The 19,428-nt window shown below is 57.4% G+C and carries 19 protein-coding genes and 1 pseudogene; 15 read left to right on the top strand and 5 right to left on the bottom strand.

Features of this window, described 5'->3' with window-relative positions:
• Positions 1-284: SDR family NAD(P)-dependent oxidoreductase (locus tag FEM54_RS04655; protein ID WP_138449697.1), on the bottom strand; the 284-nt coding region annotated here is incomplete at its 3' end.
• Between the two features lie 299 nt (positions 285-583).
• On the opposite strand from FEM54_RS04655, the gene FEM54_RS04650 reads away from it, so the two are divergent.
• The 8 genes from FEM54_RS04650 (at position 584) to FEM54_RS04615 (ending at position 8,070) form a co-directional block, all read left to right on the top strand.
• Positions 584-4,729, top strand: coding sequence for a CheR family methyltransferase (locus FEM54_RS04650; RefSeq protein WP_138449696.1), 4,146 nt, complete (start codon positions 584-586; stop codon positions 4,727-4,729).
• A gap of 190 nt (positions 4,730-4,919) precedes the next feature.
• Positions 4,920-5,222, top strand: coding sequence for a hypothetical protein (locus tag FEM54_RS04645; protein WP_138449695.1), 303 nt, complete (start codon positions 4,920-4,922; stop codon positions 5,220-5,222).
• Positions 5,219-5,458 carry a hypothetical protein gene (locus FEM54_RS04640; protein WP_054068923.1) on the top strand — a complete coding sequence of 80 codons (240 nt, stop codon included), beginning with the start codon at positions 5,219-5,221 and terminating at the stop codon, positions 5,456-5,458. The genes FEM54_RS04645 and FEM54_RS04640 overlap by 4 nt, the downstream gene beginning before the upstream one ends.
• Positions 5,459-5,994: 536 nt before the next feature.
• A complete protein-coding gene (locus FEM54_RS04635; protein ID WP_027616405.1) occupies positions 5,995-6,168 on the top strand; it encodes a con-10 family general stress protein in 174 nt (57 codons plus the stop codon).
• Positions 6,169-6,499: 331 nt separating this feature from the next.
• Positions 6,500-6,784: a con-10 family general stress protein gene (locus tag FEM54_RS04630; RefSeq protein ID WP_138449693.1), complete on the top strand. Its 285-nt coding sequence runs from the start codon at positions 6,500-6,502 to the stop codon at positions 6,782-6,784.
• Positions 6,785-6,837: 53 nt separating this feature from the next.
• Positions 6,838-7,389 (top strand): ATP-dependent Clp protease proteolytic subunit, encoded by a 552-nt coding sequence (locus FEM54_RS04625; RefSeq protein WP_027616403.1) that lies wholly within the window; start codon positions 6,838-6,840, stop codon positions 7,387-7,389.
• A gap of 29 nt (positions 7,390-7,418) precedes the next feature.
• The gene (locus tag FEM54_RS04620) at positions 7,419-7,658 is read left to right on the top strand and encodes a DUF2934 domain-containing protein (protein WP_027616402.1); all 240 of its coding nucleotides are present in this window, start codon (positions 7,419-7,421) and stop codon (positions 7,656-7,658) included.
• Between the two features lie 196 nt (positions 7,659-7,854).
• Positions 7,855-8,070 carry a hypothetical protein gene (locus FEM54_RS04615; protein ID WP_027616401.1) on the top strand — a complete coding sequence of 72 codons (216 nt, stop codon included), beginning with the start codon at positions 7,855-7,857 and terminating at the stop codon, positions 8,068-8,070.
• A gap of 48 nt (positions 8,071-8,118) precedes the next feature.
• On the opposite strand, the gene FEM54_RS34540 is transcribed toward FEM54_RS04615, so the two are convergent.
• Positions 8,119-8,388 carry a DUF6555 family protein gene (locus tag FEM54_RS34540; protein ID WP_073637676.1) on the bottom strand — a complete coding sequence of 90 codons (270 nt, stop codon included), beginning with the start codon at positions 8,386-8,388 and terminating at the stop codon, positions 8,119-8,121.
• 448 nt (positions 8,389-8,836) lie between these two features.
• On the opposite strand from FEM54_RS34540, the gene FEM54_RS04605 reads away from it, so the two are divergent.
• Positions 8,837-9,670 (top strand): SRPBCC family protein, encoded by an 834-nt coding sequence (locus FEM54_RS04605; protein WP_138449692.1) that lies wholly within the window; start codon positions 8,837-8,839, stop codon positions 9,668-9,670.
• A complete protein-coding gene (locus FEM54_RS04600) occupies positions 9,670-10,839 on the top strand; it encodes a zinc-dependent alcohol dehydrogenase (protein ID WP_138449690.1) in 1,170 nt (389 codons plus the stop codon). The genes FEM54_RS04605 and FEM54_RS04600 overlap by 1 nt, the downstream gene beginning before the upstream one ends.
• A 90-nt stretch (positions 10,840-10,929) precedes the next feature.
• Here the strand turns inward: FEM54_RS04600 and FEM54_RS04595 are convergent, their stop codons facing one another.
• Both FEM54_RS04595 and FEM54_RS04590 read right to left on the bottom strand, forming a co-directional pair.
• Entirely contained in the window at positions 10,930-12,261 is a 1,332-nt protein-coding gene (locus FEM54_RS04595) for an APC family permease (protein WP_171045794.1), read from the bottom strand.
• Between the two features lie 133 nt (positions 12,262-12,394).
• Complete coding sequence (locus tag FEM54_RS04590) at positions 12,395-12,709, bottom strand: hypothetical protein (protein ID WP_054068927.1); 315 nt, start codon at positions 12,707-12,709, stop codon at positions 12,395-12,397.
• 418 nt (positions 12,710-13,127) lie between these two features.
• On the opposite strand from FEM54_RS04590, the gene cyoA reads away from it, so the two are divergent.
• From cyoA to cyoE, 5 genes and pseudogenes are all read left to right on the top strand, one after another.
• Entirely contained in the window at positions 13,128-14,051 is a 924-nt protein-coding gene (gene cyoA / locus FEM54_RS04585) for a ubiquinol oxidase subunit II (protein ID WP_138449689.1), read from the top strand.
• A 2-nt stretch (positions 14,052-14,053) separates the two neighbouring features.
• Positions 14,054-16,027: a cytochrome o ubiquinol oxidase subunit I gene (gene cyoB / locus FEM54_RS04580; RefSeq protein ID WP_138449687.1), complete on the top strand. Its 1,974-nt coding sequence runs from the start codon at positions 14,054-14,056 to the stop codon at positions 16,025-16,027.
• A gap of 3 nt (positions 16,028-16,030) precedes the next feature.
• Positions 16,031-16,645 (top strand): cytochrome o ubiquinol oxidase subunit III, encoded by a 615-nt coding sequence (gene cyoC, locus FEM54_RS04575; RefSeq protein WP_138449686.1) that lies wholly within the window; start codon positions 16,031-16,033, stop codon positions 16,643-16,645.
• 1 nt (position 16,646) lies between these two features.
• Entirely contained in the window at positions 16,647-16,985 is a 339-nt protein-coding gene (cyoD, locus tag FEM54_RS04570; protein ID WP_138449684.1) for a cytochrome o ubiquinol oxidase subunit IV, read from the top strand.
• Positions 16,943-17,782: pseudogene (gene cyoE / locus FEM54_RS04565) on the top strand (heme o synthase); the annotation flags it as partial. The gene cyoD and the pseudogene cyoE, both read left to right, overlap by 43 nt.
• Before the next feature lie 28 nt (positions 17,783-17,810).
• Here the strand turns inward: cyoE and FEM54_RS04560 are convergent.
• The gene (locus tag FEM54_RS04560) at positions 17,811-19,412 is read right to left on the bottom strand and encodes a histidine kinase famiy protein (RefSeq protein WP_171045793.1); all 1,602 of its coding nucleotides are present in this window, start codon (positions 19,410-19,412) and stop codon (positions 17,811-17,813) included.
• Positions 19,413-19,428: the final 16 nt, after the last annotated feature.

The raw sequence follows: 19,428 nt of genomic DNA, 5'->3' as shown, positions 1-19,428 counted from the left end.
AAGCATTGACGACCGGCAGCCTCGACCCACCGCGCGGTTTCCTTGGCGTCTTCATGCTCATCCAGATAGGAGACCGCCACGTCCGCGCCTTCGCGTGCAAAGGCGATGGCCACCGCACGCCCAATGCCGCTATCGGCCCCGGTGATCAAGGCTATTTTGTTGGCGAGTCGGCCCGAGCCTTTGTAGGTCTGCTCACCGCAATCGGGCATTGGATCCATCTTGCGCTGCTGACCGGGTACGGGCTGCTGTTGCGCCTTGAATGGTGGTTTTGGATAACTGTTCATCGGTCTCCCTCCTGGCTGTGATTACTTTTGCGAGGGTTGTCCGGGAGGGTAAGTTCAGACGGATTTTGAAAAAATCAGATAGCCGTTCAGGCACAGCATTGCCATTGGTCAGTCTGAATAAACCTTCTGAACGTTGCGTGCCTCAACCGGGAGGCAAAGGTTTGCAGGGTTAGCGACATTCGAGGCATTCTTCTGTACGCCGGTTTTCGGCTATATTTCATATTCGGTTTAGCCCTTGCCCTCGCTTTAGTTGTTCCCTCCACGCTCTTCTCGTGCGCAGTTAATCAAGGTTGGTATTTATGAAGTCTGCCCCCCCGCGGTCCCCTAACGTTCCGCAACGCAAGGATCTGATCCACAGCAACTTGGACTTTCCGGTGGTGGGCATCGGCGCGTCCGCGGGCGGGCTGCAAGCAGTGAAGGCGTTTTTTGAGCATATGCCCAAAGACTGCGGCATGGCATTTGTAGTGATCCTGCACCTGTCCCCCGATCATCAAAGCGTGGCGGATAAGATCATCCAGGAGTCGACCCGCATACCGGTGTTACAGGTCAATGACACGACGCCTATCGAAAAGAATTATGTGTATGTCATCTCACCGGCCCACCATTTGAAGATGAATGATGGTTATTTAGCGGTATCCCCATCAACCCGTGAGGGCGGCTCGCACATAGCGATCGACCTGTTTTTTCGCGATTTGGCAGATGCGCATAAAGAACGGGCGTTTTGCGTGATCCTTTCAGGGACCGGAGCGGACGGGGCGGTTGGCCTTTCTCGAATCAAGGAGCAAGGTGGGATCACTCTGGTACAAACATCAGAAGATGCTGAGTTCGATGGCATGCCGCGGGCTGCCATCGAAACGCAAATGGTCGATCTCGTGCTTCCCGTTGTGGAAATGCCGCAGAAGTTGCTGGAGCTATGGCGCAATGCTCAGTCAATCATCCTGCCCACTGCCGACGATCCCGAAATTAAAACCACCCCACCTGCAACCGAACGCGATGCAGCCGTGGCGGAGCAGTTATTGCTGGACATCCTGATTCAGTTGCGCGCCAGTACCGGGCACGACTTCAAGCATTACAAGCGCGCCACAGTGTTGCGCCGTATTGAGCGACGCTTGCAAGTAACCGCCCAGCCGGACCTGGCGACCTATTACAATTTCCTCCAGGAGCACCCAGACGAAACCAAGGCCCTGCTCGGCGATATGCTGATCGGCGTGACTAACTTCTTCCGCGACCGCGAGGCCTTTGAAGCGCTTGAACGTGACGTGATACCTAACCTGGTGAAGTCACTCGAAGACACTGTGCCGCACCGCGAAGAGGTGCGCATCTGGTCGGCCGGCTGTTCCACCGGCGAAGAAGCTTACAGCCTCGCGATGCTGCTGGCCGAGCAACTGGCGCTGGATGCCAGCGGCGCGAAGATGCAGGTGTTTGCCACTGATATTGACGAACGCGCAATCACCCACGGTCGCAACGGCGTGTATCCCGAGGCGATCATCACCGACGTTCCGCCACCGCGGTTGCGCCAATATTTTGCCAAAGAGAAAAACCAACACTATCGGGTGCGCAAGGAAATTCGCGAGAAGGTTTTGTTCGCCAAACACAGTTTGCTCGCTGATCCGCCGTTCTCGCAGATCGACCTGATCGTGTGCCGCAACCTGTTGATCTACCTGGACCGCGAAGTGCAGCGCGACATCCTGCAGATGTTCCACTTTGCGCTGCGCCCCGGTGGCTATCTGTTCCTCGGCTCCTCGGAGTCGGCCGACGGCTGCCTGGACCTGTTTGTGCCGGTGGACAAACGAAACCGCATTTTTCGGGTACGTGCCGGCTCTTCGACTATGCGCCGCGCCCCAACCATGCCGCGAGGCGGCTACTTGCGCCCAAGTACCGCGTCGATTGCGATTGAAAATAAGGCCCCCAACAAAGTTTCATTTGCGGATATTCATCTGCGTGCCCTCGGAAAAGCTGCACCGCCAAGTGTTATTGTCGACGGCCACGCGCAGATCGTACACATGAGCGAAGGCGCCGGACGGTTCCTGCGTTATGTGGCTGGTGAGATAACGCATAACCTGTTGGCACTGGTTCATCCCGACCTGCGCCTCGACATCCGCACCACACTCTTTCAGGTCCAGCAATCGAATATGCCTGTGACCTCCCGCAAGATCCGGGTTAAGCACGAGCATGACCCCTTCATCGTGGACATTACCGCCCACCCCTTTCGCGATGATGCGACCGAAAGCGACTACGTGCTGGTGATTTTCCAGGAAAGCGAGATCGACCCACAACAGGCCGATACCACGACTGTCAGCCATGCTCAAAACGCCATCATGGGCAACCTGGAGCGCGAGCTGCAACGCACCAAACTGCACCTGCAGGACACCATCGAACAGTCTGAAGTCTCAAGCGAGGAACTCAAGGCCTCCAACGAAGAAATGCAGGCGGTCAATGAAGAGTTGCGTTCGGCCACCGAAGAGCTGGAAACCAGCAAGGAAGAGCTGCAGTCGATCAATGAAGAGCTGTTGACCGTCAACTATGAGCTCAAGACCAAGGTGGAAGAGACGGACAAGGTCAATGATTACCTGAGCAACCTGATCGCCTCCACCGACATCGCTACTGTATTCGTGGACCGCAACATGCGCATCCGTTGGTTCACGCCACGCGCGACCGATATCTTCAGCATGCTCCCGGTGGACACTGGACGCTCGTTGATGGACATCACCCACCGTCTGGATTATCCAGAAATCACCGAAGACGCTACAACGGTGTTTGAGTCACTCAGCATGATCGAGCGGGAAATCAGCAGTAAGGACGGCCGCTGGTACATTGCAAGGTTATTGCCCTACCGCTCCAGCGAGGACCATATTGATGGCACGGTGCTGACCTTCATCGATATCACCAAGCGACGCCAGGCCGAGGAAGAACTGCGCTGGGGAGAAGAGCGCATGCGCCTGGTCGCCGAGAGTACCCATGACTTTGCAATCATCATCCTTGATGACCACGGCGCCATCACCGATTGGAACACGGGTGCAGAACTGATCTTCGGCTACACCAAGGACGAAGTGCTGGGTGCTTATTACGACTTAATTTTTTCACCGGAGGACCGCTCCTCCGGCATTCCTGAGAGCGAACTGCGGGCGGCCCGCGAACATGGTCGGGGTGAGGATGAGCGCTGGCATGTGCGCAAGGATGGCAGCCGGTTTTACTGCAGCGGTGAGATCACGCAGCTTAAGAGCGCCAGCTTGCAGGGCTACGTCAAGATCGCCCGCGATCTGACCGGCCACAAACGCACCCAGGATGAGCAGAGCCAGCGCCTGATGGAAACCCAGACGAAGAGCCATCTCAAGGATGAGTTTTTCGCGGTGATGTCGCACGAACTTAAGCATCCACTGAACTTGATCCAACTGAACGCGGAGTTACTGCGTCGCTTGCCCGCTACCAAGGCGGCGGGCCCGGCGATCAAAGCCGTGAATACGATCTGCGAGGCCGTGTCCAGCCAGGCGCGGATCATTGACGACCTGCTGGATGTCGCCCGAGTTCGCACGGGCAAGCTCAAGTTGAAAAAACAACCGGTTGATCTGATTCGCACGCTTCAGGATATCCATAGCGTAGTGCTCGCCGACGGGCATCGTCGTCAGGTGACGCTGCAAACGCCTTCGGATTATGGACCCCTGATCGTCGAGGTCGACCCGACGCGCATCGAGCAAGTGATCTGGAACCTGGTCAACAACGCTCTGAAATTCACCCCGGAGGATGGTCAGGTGCAATTGGTACTCAGCCGCTCGGAAGGACGCGCCCAGTTGGACGTGATCGACAGTGGCATCGGTTTGGCCGACGACAGTCTGGAGAAGATCTTTGACCTGTTCGGGCAAGCAGAAAACCATCATCTGACGCATCAGCGCGAGGGCCTCGGGATAGGCTTGTCCTTAGTACGCCAACTGGTTGAGGCTCACGAAGGCTCGGTCAGTGTCCATTCCAAGGGGCTGGGTTTAGGCTGCACTTTCTCGATATGGCTACCGCTGTGCGAACAACAGAATCGTTTGCCGCCTCCTGACGCTGAACACGATGACGACGAACGTCTGCACGGCGTCAAGGTGTTGCTGGTGGATGACTCTGCCGAGGTGCTAGAAGTGCTGAATTTATTGCTGGAGATGGAAGGCGCGCAAGTCAGCGCATTCGACGACCCACAGAGTGCTCTTGAAACAGCCCGCGATGCACAATACGACTTGATCATTTCGGACATTGGCATGCCGAAAATGAATGGCCATGAGCTAATGCAGAAGTTGCGCACGATAGGTCATCTGCGTCAGGTTCCCGCGATCGCACTCACAGGCTATGGGGCCGGCAGTGATCAGAAAAAGGCGGCTGAGTCGGGCTTCACCACTCATTTGAGCAAACCGGTCGCCCACGATTCGTTGATTGTTCTGATCGAAAAATTGTGTTGCTTACGTCGCTAGTTGGGACTTTCTCAGTGGGATAAGACGGGCCCTTGGGGGGTTAACGCGTAGCTCCATCTAAAAAGACGATAATTTCAGGCAAACTGAATCGTTGAATTAATCGATATTTCAGAGAAATCCATTTTGATACACGGGCTTTGCAAGCGGGTCACACAGTTATACAGAGACCTGCTGATAAAGGATTCAAGCCATGCAACACAACGACATCGACGCAAAAATGATGGCCTGCCGCCAGTTGGCCATGGAGCAGAATCAGAAGCTTTTCAACGAGGCCAACGCCCTAAGCCGCAGCGCATTCGACCTGCTGGAGCAGCCTGATTTCGATAGCGAAATGTTTGATGAATATCTGCGCCTTCGCGGCAAAGCCGAAGCGCTTTTCCGTGAAGCGATTGACCATCTTGGCGTGCTCAACAAGCATTTTCCATTGCCCACCGTAAGCGTGGTCGCCGACGGTGGAAAAGCTGCCAGGCGCGAAAAGGAGATTGCAGAATGAAAAATTCTCAGCGCGCCTGGGACCTGGCGATGATTCTGATTGCTAATGGTAAAATTCCTTTCGATCCCGCCAATTTGAGCGGATCGGTAAAAATACTTGCGCGGCATTTGGAGGCGCTGGAGACAGCACTTCGTGAAGAGGCGATTTTGGCCGAAACCTCGCTTGCCGAAAATCTGGGTCAGCGTTGCCTGCAAAAACAGGTTGGCCGCAGCCGTGCCTTGGTAGGTGCCGATTGACCATCGTCAAGGGACAGTATCGGGCCGCTGAAAAGAGCTCAACACGCGCTGGCGGAATGCTGCGCGTCGGCGGGTAAATGAGCTGACGGGGCGTTACTCTTTAATCAAATCCATTATTGGCGGTTCGAGGGGTCGGTGCGAGCTTCAGGTCATTTGCTAGCCTCCGCTTTCCTGGCCAGCCCCGCCCCACGATCAGTCTGTTTCATACCTATATATTTGGCATAAAGCGTCTAAACCTTCGTGATGTATTTTCGGTAGTCGACCCGTACAAGAGCCCTCAATTAAAAGCATTTTCGATACTAAGCGAAGCGGCAACCATTGCTATTAATTTAATATCACTCCCGGCCCACCTAAAGTAAAAACTTATACGAAGCGGCGCGAACACCGCGCATCTGTACAAGTTTCTCTCAATCAAAGACCGTTCATCGTCCTTTTTAAAAAATCTCGAAACATTTAGACGGTCGCCCTTATCGGAAACTATGTCCGTTGCAATAAACGGGCGTAAGCGAAACCTCAATTACAGTTGGAGTAGCATTATGACGACCAGTAATAAAAACCCAGGTAATTTCGCCAACGATCACGAAAAAGCCTCCGAGGCGGGAAAGAAAGGCGGCCAGGCATCTGGCGGCAACTTTGCCAATGACCGCGAAAAGGCTTCGGAAGCTGGCCGTAAAGGTGGCCAGAATAGCCATGGCGGCGGCCGCAAGTAGTAAGCGTGGTCACAAGGGGGCAGCAATGCTGCCCCTTCTGTTAATAGCAAAGGAGAACTAAGCATGCGTGCATCACCAGACTATCAGCGAAGCGTTTTGCCTCACCAGCCGAGCACGCAAGTGCGAACTGACGCGGGGGAAAGCCAACGCGCGAACACATTACCGTGTTACGAACATCAGCGCGGCGTGGAACTCTCTGAAGCGACTGTCGATGCGTCGCAAACACTACCGCTGTGCGAAAGGCATTTATAACCTGAGCGACCATCAGTATTTAGGTGCCTGTAGATCGAGATGAAATATATATCAACGACATAACGACGAGATTACTGAAATGACTACTAACGACAAGCAAAATCAAATGAGCGTCAACGAAGCCGGTAAAAAAGGCGGCGATGCAACTTCGGCTTCCCATGACAAAGAGTTCTATCAAGAGATCGGAAGCAAGGGTGGCCAAAACAGCGGCGGCAATTTCAAAAATGATCCCGAGCGCGCCGCCGAAGCAGGTAGCAAAGGCGGCCAGAACAGTGGCGGCAACTTTGCCAACGACCGTGAGAAAGCCGCGGAAGCTGGTCGTAAAGGCGGCCAGAACAGCCATGGTGGCGGACGCAACGGTTAATGTGCTTGATTCAGGGGAGCCGTGCTCCCCTGCCTTGATGGACGGAGGACACCATGCCTTTACACGTCATTAACTTTACCGGGCCGGTCACCGCCTCTACCTGCAGCCAACTTATCGAAAAAGCCTCGTTGGCCGTTCAGCAAGAGGCTTCGGGCCTGGTAGTGAACATCGCCACTATGGGCGGCGAATGCAGCTACGGTTTTACCATGTACAACTTCCTGCTGGCGCTGCCGATCGCGGTGCACACCCACAATTTGGGCACCGTGGAGTCGATGGGCAATATCATCTTTCTGGCCGGTGAGCGCAGGACGGCGTGCAAGCACAGTAAATTTCTGTTTCATCCGTTTCATTGGCATGTGCAAGGCGCCGTCGACCATTCGCGCATGTCCGAATACGCCATGAGCCTTGACTACGACTTGCAGTTGTATGCGCGCATCGTCGAAGAGCGTACCCGGGATGCGAGGGAAAAACTCGAAACAGAAAAGTACCTGATCGCGGCGCCGCGCATTCTCGACCCGCAACAAGCCATGACAGCCGGCTTGATCCATGGGATCGAACTACCGGTCATCAAGGCTGAGTTTGTAAGCAGCTTCATTCACTCCTAGCGTTTTTAAACTGGAACAGGAGCACCACGATGGACGAAGAAACGATTCGACTCACCGCCTACCGTATTTGGGAACAACAAGGTAAGCCTGACGGTCAGGATTTTTTGCATTGGCTGCAAGCCAGAGACGAACTGACGCCCGGGCAAATAGATAGCTCTTCGGGCACGATCGAAAGCAGTGTTACGCAGCCTGTACCGGTCCAATCAAAGCGCCAGGCGGCGCCCTCCTCCACAACGCGAAAAGCACGCAGCAAAAAGCTCGAAGCCTGAGCGGGCCAGATCAGGCGTGCGGACGCGTCTGTCGTAACACCTGCCGACAGTCATGCGCACGCCTTCCCTTTGAAACTCGAATATTGGCACTTTAATATCAATTAATCGCTTGTTTGAAACTCCTCCTTTTTTTTGTTGAAATCATTCACCTCATCATGGATCGTGAGTGAGCTTTTAATTCAGGGAGGAATCGAAGATGTCTGGTCTACAAGCGAACGGCCAGTGCGCTCAATGTAAACAGCCCTTCGAGCCGACGACGGACGAACCCTCCTATCTGGTGTCCACCGCCGCCGAGATGCTCTGCCCGCAATGCAGGCAACAGTATCTGGCGGACTTGATGATGGATGCACTTCAACGCAGCGCTCTTAAGTTATGCATGCTGCAGGAACGTCGAAAAAACAATAAGGCTTGACTCAAACCAACACCCTATTCAAATGTGCGTATTTTTTAAAAGTTATACTCATTCAGGGGGTGGTGGTACATAGGGCTGCGCAATAAACGGAATACTTCCAGAAGGACGCCACCTGACGTTCTCCAGGCCGTACCGTTCTGCAAGGGGTCTGCTGACCCGTTTGATCTTTTCATGGCGTGACCGAGGAATTATACCGATCCCAGCATCGCAAGATGCCCAATGCCACGCCTCTGCATTATTCATGACATCCGCTCTTATAATGAAAGATCTCGGCTTATGATGGTATTCGTACTCGATAATATATAAAGAATTTTTCATATGCCCTCCTTCTGATTTTTGTTATTGGAGCAGCGCGAAGGTTCAGATTTTCCCTCTTGATGTGTATTTTTAGTTGCGCCAACTTGCGGCACTATCGGGATATGACCATTCGTCGGCGCCTTCTGAAAAAAACCAAACCGTTATCGCTTTATCGCTTCTTACTATTGAGCCTGTTCCCTCCAGGCTCTGGTAAAACTCCTGTCTTGCCCGTACTCCGTGCGGGCTTTTTTTGAGCAGTTGATAGAGCCGTGACGCTGTTCGGCGAGCCGGTGACTAGTGCGCCGCACTTATATACACAACGTCGGCTTGTTTCGCCGCGCCCCAATGCGCTGCTATGAGTAACTTGAACTTCAAGGGCGCGAAACCTTTCATCTCTAATCGTGAAATGCGGTGGAACTCAAGCTGCGCAGGTTTTTCTATCGCAGACACATCCATCGGAGGATTGACCATGACTGACCAGCCACTAATATCCACCCACACCCCTCCTGACGCGCACCGAAGCGGCACAATGACCAAGGCTGAGCGCACACTTTCGCTGGCCGCTGGCGCTGCCCTATTACTGCATGGCTGTCGCAAGGGTGGGTTGAGTGGTGCACTCCAGGTTGCGGCGGGCGCCTACGGTGTGATTCGCGGTGCAGCCGGGCACTGCGCACTGAAGCGGGTGTTGACACCAACCCCCTACGAAACACAATTCAGCCGCGAACATCAGTGGCCGATCAGCGAGGCAATCACGCGCAGTATCACGATCTTGCGCCCATCGGATGAGGTGTCTGCCTTCATCGCCAGGCCCGAGAACATCGGCCCGTTGCTGCGCTGGGTCGACAGTGTCGAGCAACTGACCCCGGACACCGCGCTCTGGAAGCTCCGCGCACCGGCCGGCCGGCGCCTGCAGTGCGCGCTTGTGCAGATCGATACACAGGATCGCCATGTACTGCATTGGAAAACTCCAGGCGACGCGCGATGGGCGCACGACATTACCGTCTCGCTGAGCCCCGCCCCGGCCGGCCGTGGAACCCAGGTCAAGGCGGTGGTGGTGTGCAAGCCGCCAATGGCCAAGTTGGGCTATGGCTTGGCGCGTGCGATCAGCCTGTTCAGCGACAAAGCCTTGCTCAACGCCCTGCAGGCAGTGAAGCAGCAACTGGAGACCGGCGAGGTCAGCAACAACCGCTCCAGGCCGGAACAGGACGACGATTTTTTTTACGTACACGCCGGCGCTGACCAGGTCGCAACCGATCACCCGTCAGCCAAAACCGGCGTTGTTATCGAAGGAGGACCCCACTGATGCGCGCACTCACTTGGCAAGCACCTAATCTACTGCGAGTCGACAATGTCGCCGACCCTGCCATCCTCAACCCACGGGACGCGATCATTCGCGTCACCCTCTCCTCTGTCTGCGGTTCGGACCTGCACTTGCTCGGCGGCTACGTACCGGCCATGAAGCCCGGCGATATCATTGGCCACGAATTCATGGGCGAAGTGGTCGAGGTCGGCAAAGGCGTCACCGACCTGCGCAAGGGTGACAAAGTGATCACCATCTCAATCATCGGCTGCGGCAACTGCGAGCCGTGCCAGCGCAGCGATTTCTCCTGCTGCGACAACTCCAACCCAAACCCGTCGGCGACGGACCTGATGTATGGCCAGCCATGCTGCGGCATCATCGGCTACAGCCACGCCTTTGGCGGTTACCCGGGCAGTCACGCGACTTACGTGCGGGTGCCGTTCGCCGACGTTAACCTGTTCAAGGTGCCCGAAGGCGTGAGCGATGAGCAGGCGCTGTTTGTCTCGGATGCGGCGCCCACCGGTTACTTCGCGGCGGACAATGCCGATATCCAGCCCGGCGACACCGTGGCAGTGTGGGGCTGCGGCGGCGTTGGCCAGATGGCGATCTGCAGTGCTTACCTGTTGGGCGCCGAGCGGGTGATCGCGATTGATCGTTACCCCGACCGGCTGCGCCTGGCCGAAGAACGCGGCAAGGCGATCCCTATCAACTACGAGAAAACCAACGTGCACGAAGCCTTGCTGGAGTTGACTGGCGGACGCGGCCCGGATCGCTGCATCGACTGCGTGGGCATGGAGGCGCATGGCACCGAGATCGACTATGCCTATGACAAGGCCAAGCAGTTGCTCAGGCTGCACACCGAACGCGGCAGCGTGCTAAGGCAGGCCATACGTGTCTGCCGTAAAGGCGGCACGGTATCGGTGGTCGGCGTGTACGGTGGGTTGCTCGACAAGTTCCCAATGGGCGCGATCGTCAACAAGGCGTTGACGCTAAGATCCGGACAGCAACCGGGGCAGCGTTACGCACCGACCCTGTTCGAGCATATTCGCAAAGGCGAGCTTGACCCTGCCTACTTGCTGACCCATCCCATGAGCCTGGAAGACGGGGCGCAAGGCTACAAGCTGTTCAAGGAAAAAACCGATAATTGCCTGCGGGTGGTGTTTAAGCCCTGAGGGTCGTGCGCGTGGTTTCAATGCCTGGCACGCCGAACAGCGGGGGATGTGTGAGCCGTAGATGCCGATACCCATGCTCCGATGAGCGGTTTAGCCAGGCTCCGCGACCGGCGTCGCCAGGCGATTGCACGCGTACAGCGCACTACCCAGCAGCATCAACGCGCCGCCTCGCAACCAAGTGTCGAGGCCTTGCTGGCTGAGCAGGATCAGGCAGGAAACAATCGCCAGCACTGGCACCCAGGTCGGCACACGAAAATGGTGTTCTGCGACGAGGTCGCGGCGCAATACCAGCACCGCCAGGTTGGTGCTGAGGAACACGAAAAGCAGCAACAGCACGACCGTCTCGGCCAACGCTGCGAGCGTGCCGGTCAACGTCAAGGAGATGGCCACCAGGGTGCTGGCGATGATCGCGACCCAAGGCGTACGCCGCTTGGGCAGCACACGTGAAAGCGGCCCCGGCAACAGGCCCATGCGGGCCATGCCATAGGCCAGGCGGCTGGCCATGACCATGGTCAACAGCGCACCGTTGGCGACCGCCACCAGTGCAATGATGGCGAAGAGCTGGGGCGGGATACTCAAGCCCGAGGCGCGTACCACCTCGAGCAACGGCGCCGAGGTGGCCGTCAGTTTGTCCATCGGCAGCACCACTGAAGCAGCGACACCGACCGCCGTATACACGATGCCGGCCGTCACCAACGCGGCAAACAGCGCACGCGGATACACCTTGCGCACCCCGCGTATTTCTTCGGCCAGGTTAGCCGACGTTTCAAAACCGACAAACGAATAGAACGCCAGCAATGCAGCGCCCAGCATCGCAGGCATAGGGTTGACGCCGGCCTTGAACTCCAGCGCGCGGCCGAGGTTGGCTTCGCCCGACTGGATGCACCACGCCGCGGCCACCACCACTAATAGCAGCCCGGACAGTTCGATGCAGGTCATGACCATGTTGGCGCCCAACGACTCCTTGATACCTCGAGCATTGAGCAGCGCTATCACCATCAGGAATATCAGCGCGGCCAGGTGCGGTGATACGTCGACGAACGCCGCCAGGTAGTCGCCGGCAAATGCCAGGGACAGCCCGGCCGCGCTGGTGACGGCGGCCGCCAGCATGCAAAAGCCGACCAGGAACGAAATCAGCGGTGACTTGAATGCCTTCTCGGCGAACACCGAAGCAGCGCCGGCATAGGGGTACTTGGTCACCAGCTCCGCGTACGAACCTGCCGTGAGCATGGCGAAGAACAACGCCACCAGCAGCGGCACCCAGATCGCCCCGCCCACCTCGCCGGCGATGGTGCCGGCCAGCGCGTACACGCCGGCACCGAGCACATCGCCGAGAATGAACAGAAACAACATCGGGCCCGTCACGGCGCGGCGCAAGGACGGTTTTTTGGGTGCGGCTTGGCTGAAGCTGGACTCGGACATGGGCGGCTCGGGCGGCGGGGTTGTTATCAACAATCAGCGGGCGCGGGCCGGCTGACGCAGGGCTCTCTACAATGGAAAATCCACGCGCCGCCAAAGTTCCGTTTTCAGCTGCAACCCCAGCGCAGGCGCCCCGTCAATCGTCCTCGTGCAAGTGCGCGTCAGCGCAGGGCAAACGCCCCGATTCGCCGCCCGCAATCCGTTCCGCCTGATCAATGCCGCGCTTGAGCGCGTCGTGCACGGTCCATTCGGCGCCCGGCAACTGGCTGGTGCGTTCAACCACGCATTGCCCCGTCGCGGTATAGACGCTGACCAACACTTCGATATCGGCGTCTTCGCGCTCCCGGGCCCTGACTTCGATATGGCACCCGTTTTCCACTTCCTGAGTAAAGCACTCTTCTTCCAATGCCTTTTGGGCCCATGCCTTATAAGTATTACCACGAATAAACATAACTGTTCTCCCGGACCTTTAGTGGGTTGACCTTCAAGTAAGACCTGAATGCCTTAAGAGGGATTCCGTCTTTTTTACAAGGGAAATTGCATCATGCACCTATAAAGCTCTAGTGCCGTTTCGCTTGTTAAGCCGTTCGTCAGGCGAAGTAACAAATTGTTAAACCAACCCCGTGACGTCTATTCAAAATATTCGGCAGCGCGGTAAAAAACGCACCGCAGAGCAGCAGCGAAAGCCAACAGATCCGGGCAGTTGATGGGTTTTATCCATTGATGGCGCCGTATTGCCTGGCGTCAGGCACTTGACTGCGCCACGCACTAACAAGCGCAGCGCCAGCGTTTCGCTTAAGTAATTTACGAACACTGTCGCCGGACTTTCGGCGCAGTAACAACGGACGTTTTCAATACAGGAGCAAGGCATGAAACGAGCGATTGGCTATTGCCTGGCATATCTCGCTAGCGTCTTCTTGTTAAGCGGCTGCAACTTAGTGGTGTTCAACCCCAAGGGGCAGATTGCAACCGATGAGCGCGACCTGATTATCCTCGCCACGGGCCTGATGCTGTTGGTTGTGGTGCCGGTGATCGTGCTGACGTTTGTGTTTGCCTACCGCTACCGCGCCACCAATAAAAAGGCCCGTTACTCACCGCGCTGGGCCAGTTCCCACAAAATCGAAGCAGTAGTGTGGGGCGTGCCGCTGCTGATCATCATCACCTTGGGCTGGGTGACGTGGAAAACCACACACGCCCTCGACCCCTATCGCCCGCTCGACTCGGACACGCCACCGATCAACGTCCAGGTGGTGGCCATCGACTGGAAGTGGCTGTTCATCTACCCCGACCTGGGTATCGCCAGCGTCAACGAACTGGCCTTGCCGGTGCACACGCCGGTGAGTTTCACCATCACCTCCGACGCGGCCATGACGTCCTTCTTCATCCCGGCGCTGGGAGGGCAGATCTATGCGATGGCAGGCATGCAGACCAAGCTGCACCTGATCGCCAACGAAACCGGCGAGTTCAAGGGAATCGCCGCCAACTACAACGGCCCCGGTTTTTCCGATATGCATTTCACCACGCTGTCATTGAGCCCCACCGACTTCCAGACCTGGGCGAACAAGGTCAAGGGCGCCTCCACAGTCCTTGACCAAACGAGCTATGCGCACTTAGCCAAGCCCACCATCAAGCACCCCGTGACCTATTACTCGGCAGTGCGGGAGCGGCTGTTCCTGGACATCGTCGATAAATACGAAGGCATGAACAAGGCCAATAAAACCAGGCGAGCGCCATTGAGCGGTACTGAAAAGCGCGTCGATCAACACCCGAGTTTACTGGCCGAGGAGCAATAACAATGTTCGGAAAACTGTCATGGGATGCGATTCCAACCACTGAACCGATTGTGATGTACACGCTGGCCTTCATCGGGCTGATCGGCGCGGCGATGGTGGGCACCATTACCTGGAAACGCAAATGGGGCTATTTGTGGCGCGAGTGGTTCACGTCGGTGGACCACAAAAAGATCGGATGTATGTACATCATCGTCGCGCTGGTGATGCTGCTACGCGGTTTTTCCGACGCAATCATGATGCGCACCCAGCAAGCCATGGCCGCCAGTGGCGGGCCGGGTTATCTGCCGCCGGAACACTACGACCAGATCTTCACTGCCCATGGCGTGATCATGATTTTCTTCGTGGCCATGCCCTTCGTGGTCGGCCTGATGAACGTAGTGGTGCCGTTGCAGATAGGCGCACGCGACGTGGCCTACCCGTTTCTCAACGCGCTGAGCTTCTGGCTGTTCGTGGCCGGTGCCGCGCTGGTCAACGTCTCACTGGGGATCGGTGAGTTTGCGCGAACCGGTTGGGTCGCCTATCCGCCGTTATCCGGGTTGGCATACAGCCCCGGGGTCGGGGTGGACTACTACATATGGTCACTGCAGATATCCGGCGTCGGCACGTTACTGACGGGGCTGAATTTCTTCGTCACGATTTTGAAGATGCGCACCGAAGGCATGACGTTGTTCAAAATGCCGGTGTTCACCTGGAATGCGCTGTGCACCTCGGTGCTGATCCTGGCGTCGTTTCCAATTCTTACCGCCACCCTGCTGATGCTGTCCCTGGACCGTTACCTGGGCATGCATTTCTTTACCAACGAAGCCGGCGGCAACCCGATGATGTACGTGAACTTGATCTGGGCCTGGGGGCATCCGGAGGTGTACATCCTGATCCTGCCGGCGTTCGGAGTGTTTTCCGAGATTGCCGCGACCTTCAGCAGTAAGCGGCTCTTCGGTTACGTGTCGCTGGTATGGGCGACGATTGCGATTACCGTGTTGTCGTTCATCGTGTGGCTGCACCACTTCTTCACCATGGGCTCAGGGGGTAACGTCAACGCGTTCTTCGGCATCATGACCATGATTATCGCGGTGCCGACCGGGGTGAAAATCTTCACCTGGCTGTTCACCATGTACCGTGGCCGGGTGCGCTTCGAGACCCCCATGCTGTGGACCCTGGGCTTTATCGTGACCTTCAGCATCGGCGGGATGACCGGGGTATTGCTGGCAGCGCCGGGCGCTGACTTCATGCTGCACAACAGCCTGTTCCTGATCGCGCATTTTCACAACGTGATCATCGGCGGCGCGGTGTTCGGCTACATGGCCGGCCTGACCTACTGGTTCCCAAAGGCCTTTGGCTTCCGCTTGAACGACAAGCTGGGCCGCATCGCCTTCTGGTGCTGGCTGATCGGCTTTTATTTCGCGTTCATGCCGTCGTATGTACTGGGCTTTATGGGCATGACCCGGCGCCTCAACCATTTCGACAACCCGGAATGGCGGCCGTGGCTGCTGCTGGAAGTGCTGGGCGTGCTCATCATCCTCTGCGGCGTAATTTCCCAGGCTCTGCAGCTGTTCGTCAGCATCCGTAACCGCCACCAATACCGCGACCTTACTGGCGACCCGTGGGACGGACGCACCCTGGAATGGGCCACCGCCTCTCCGCCACCGCTGTACAACTTCGCCGAGCAACCCAAGGTCAATGACCTGGACGCTTATTGGGGCATGAAGGAGCGCGGCGTGAGCACCCTCAGCCACACCGACTACCGAAGCATTCACATGCCGCGCAACACCGCCTCGGGCCTGGTGATCAGCCTGTTCGCGCTGATCTGCAGCTTCGCCCTGGTCTGGCACATCTGGTGGCTGGCGGCGTTCGGCCTGGTGGCTTCGGTGGTCGCGTTCGTGGTGCGCAGCTACGACGAAGACACTGATTACTTCGTGTCCGCGCAAGAGGTGGCGCGCATCGAAACGGCACGTCTCAAAGACCTGGCAGAGGCTTGATCCATGTCCAATATCGTGATTGAAAAAGACATCGCTCATACTCAGGAACACGGACATGAAGACGCGGGTTCGCTGAGCGTCTTCGGGTTCTGGATCTACCTGATGACCGACTGCATCCTGTTCGCGAGCTTGTTCGCCGGCTATGCGGTGTTGCGCGACAGCGTGGCCGGCGGTCCTTCGAGCGTGGATATTTTCGAACTGCCCTATGTGCTCGCTGAAACCATGCTGCTGCTGTTGAGCAGCATCACCTACGGCTACGGGATGCTGGCGATGAACCGTGGCCAGCAAAGCCAGGTGCTGCGTTGGCTGGGACTCACGTTCGTGCTCGGCGCCGGCTTCATTGCCATGGAAATCAACGAGTTCCGCCATTTGATCGCAGAAGGCTACGGACCGGACCGCAGCGCGTTTCTGACCGCTTTTTTCACCCTTGTCGGCACCCACGGCGCGCACGTGTTGACGGGGTTGATCTGGATGGCTGTGCTGATGGTGCAGATTCGCCAGAAAGGCCTGACCAACACCACCGCCACCCGGCTCAGTTGCCTGAGCCTGTTCTGGCACTTCCTGGACGTGGTGTGGATCTGCGTGTTTACCGTGATCTATCTGTTGGGAGTGGTGTGACATGTACAAGCAAAGTTCGATTCACAGCAGCGCCGGTACCAGCCATGGCAGCAGCCGTTCCTACCTGGTCGGGTTCCTGCTGTCGGTGCTGCTGACCCTGATCCCTTTCGCCCTGGTGATGTTCCCTTCGCTGCCGCGCACCATCACCGCCTGGCTGGTGGTGGTGCTGGGGGTTATCCAGATCGTGGTCCACCTCAAGTTCTTCCTGCATCTGGATACGGCCGAGGAACAACGCTGGAACCTGATTGCACTGATTTTTTCGGCGGTCATCATTCTTTTGCTGGTAGGGCTCTCGCTATGGATCATGGACAGTATTCACCACAACATGCTGGCGCACTGAGGTACTGGCTGGGGCTGCTCAATGCAGGAATTCAACTGACCAAGCCAGGGATCATTTTTGGCAATCTCACGTCGGTGCTGGGGGGGTATTTCCTCGCTGGCGGCGGGCGCCTGGCAGACCCTGCGCACCTAGTTGCCACCCTGCTCGGCACTGCATTGGTGATCGGTTGCGGTTGTGTCATTAACAACTGCGCCGATCGAGACATTGATCGGCGCATGGTGCGAACCTGCCATCGCGCACTGGCGCTGCGAACCATCGCGGTGCCCACCGCCGCCAGCTATGCCATCGCACTGGGCGTCAGTGGTTTCGGCCTGCTCTGGGCGGGCAGCAACCTGCTGGCGTGCTGCCTGGCGCTGGTCGGGCTGATGATCTATGCGGGGGTCTACACCTTCTGGCTCAAGCGCCGTTCCCACTGGGGCACCTTGGTCGGCAGCCTCTCCGGGGCAATGCCGCCGGTGATCGGTTATTGCGCGGTCACCGCAAGGTTCGACGCCACGGCGATGATGTTAGTGCTGGTGTTCTGCTGCTGGCAGATGCCCCATTCACACGCCATCACCGTGATGCGCCGCGAGGACTTCCGCGCGGCGCGCCTACCGCTGCTGACCCTGTCCCAAGCCCACCGGCAAATACAGGCGTACACCCTGGCTTTCTTCGCCAGCACCCTGCTGCTGGGCGTGGTGGCCCAGATGGGCATACTGTATTTCGCCGTGATCAGCGCCTTGGGCGGTTACTGGCTGGCGCTGGCCAACAGCAGCGTGCGCCGGGTCGATCCAGCGCGCTGGGCGCGCTCGATCTTCGGCTTCTCGATTCTGTTGGTGATGATCCTCAACCTGATGCTGGCGCTGTCCACGCTGTGTCGAGCAAGCTGCGAATCTTCCTGGGCAAATCAGCGGGCTGGTAGGGTTTGGCAATCAACTCGAATTCATGCACCTGTATATCCGCGCGCTCCAGCGAGTCTTTCGCATAGCCCGTCGTAAGCAGCACCCTGGTATGCGGATACAAGTGTGCTATCTCGCGCGCGAGTTCCGCGCCATTCATCTGGCCGGGCATGATCAAGTCACTGAACACCAGGTCATAGGTCGCGCCGGCGAGCCGATCCAGCGCCTCGGCGGCAGTGTGTGCAATGTCGGTGCTATAACCGTAGTCAGACAGAACCTCTTGCGCGAGCTCGGCCACTTCGGGCCGGTCCTCCACAATCAAGATGTGCTCGTCGCCCTGAAGCGAAGTAGTCGCGGGCGTTTGCTCGACCCAGAGCTGGCTGTCGTTCGCCGGAAAATACAGGCATACCGTCGTGCCAACGCCTGGGTAGGAATGGATGCGTGCAGTACCGCCCGATTGCTTGACGAAGCCATACACCATCGACAATCCCAGCCCCGAACCCTTGCCCTCTTCCTTGGTGGTGAAGAACGGCTGCATGACTTTCTCCTGGACGCTCTCATCGATGCCGTTGCCGTTATCGCTGATCGAGAGGCCCACGTAGCGGCCTTCGGCCAACCCGTCGCGTTGCGCATTGGCATCGCCCGGAACCTGAACGTTGCACGTCTTGATTGTCACGGTCGGCTCGCCATGTCCTCCTAGCGCATCCTGGGCGTTGGATAACAAATGCTGCACCGCCAGCTCCGCCTGCGCAGGGTCAATACGACAGTTCCACAGGTCCTCAGCCAGATCCACATGCAGCTGGACATCCTGCAGTGTCTGCGCCAAAAAATCGGTGCGGCTCAGCAAGGTGTTCAGGTTGATTACGCGACTGTCGAGACGTTGCTTGCGCGAGAACGCGAGTAGCTGTTGGGTCAAGGTTTGAGCTTTTTCGGCGGCGGCCCTGGCGCGGCTGGCGCTGTTGAGGATGCGCTGCGGGTCGGTGCCGGGGCGCTTGGCGCTCTGCTGGATCAGTTCGAGATAACCGACCATCACCTGCAGCAGGTTATTGAAGTCATGGGCGATGCCGCCGGTCAGTTGCCCTAGGGCCTCCAGGTCCTGAACGCGGCGCACGCGCAGTTCTGCGTCGTGGCGCCGGCTCACGTCAAGCTGAGAGGCAAAAAAATACACCAATTGGCCGCTCTCGTTGAACAACGGCGAAATGAACAGTTCATTCCAGAACGTCGAACCGTCCTTGCGGTAGTTGAGTACTTCCACACATACCTCATGGCGGCATGTCATCGCATGCTGCACTTGCCGCAACGCACGCTTATCGGTTTCAGGTCCTTGCAGAAGCCTGCAATTGCGCCCGATCACTTCATCCTGTTCATACCCCGTCAGCCTCAGGAACGCCTGATTGGCGAAGATGATCGGGTTGTCGGCTTGTGCGGGGTCGCAAACGATCATCGCGCTTTGGCTGGTTTCCATCGCCGCGAAAAACAGGTCTTTGCGGCTGGAAGAGAGCCGCGCCGGATCGATACGGTCGACCACGGGCTTTTTCTTGCTTGCCAAGGTTCACCTCCAGTTA

It is taken from the genome of Pseudomonas edaphica, from assembly GCF_005863185.1.
GTDB lineage: Bacteria > Pseudomonadota > Gammaproteobacteria > Pseudomonadales > Pseudomonadaceae > Aquipseudomonas > Aquipseudomonas edaphica.
The sequence above is the reverse complement of the archived record's forward strand: the minus strand, read 5'-3'. Positions and strand labels throughout refer to the sequence as shown.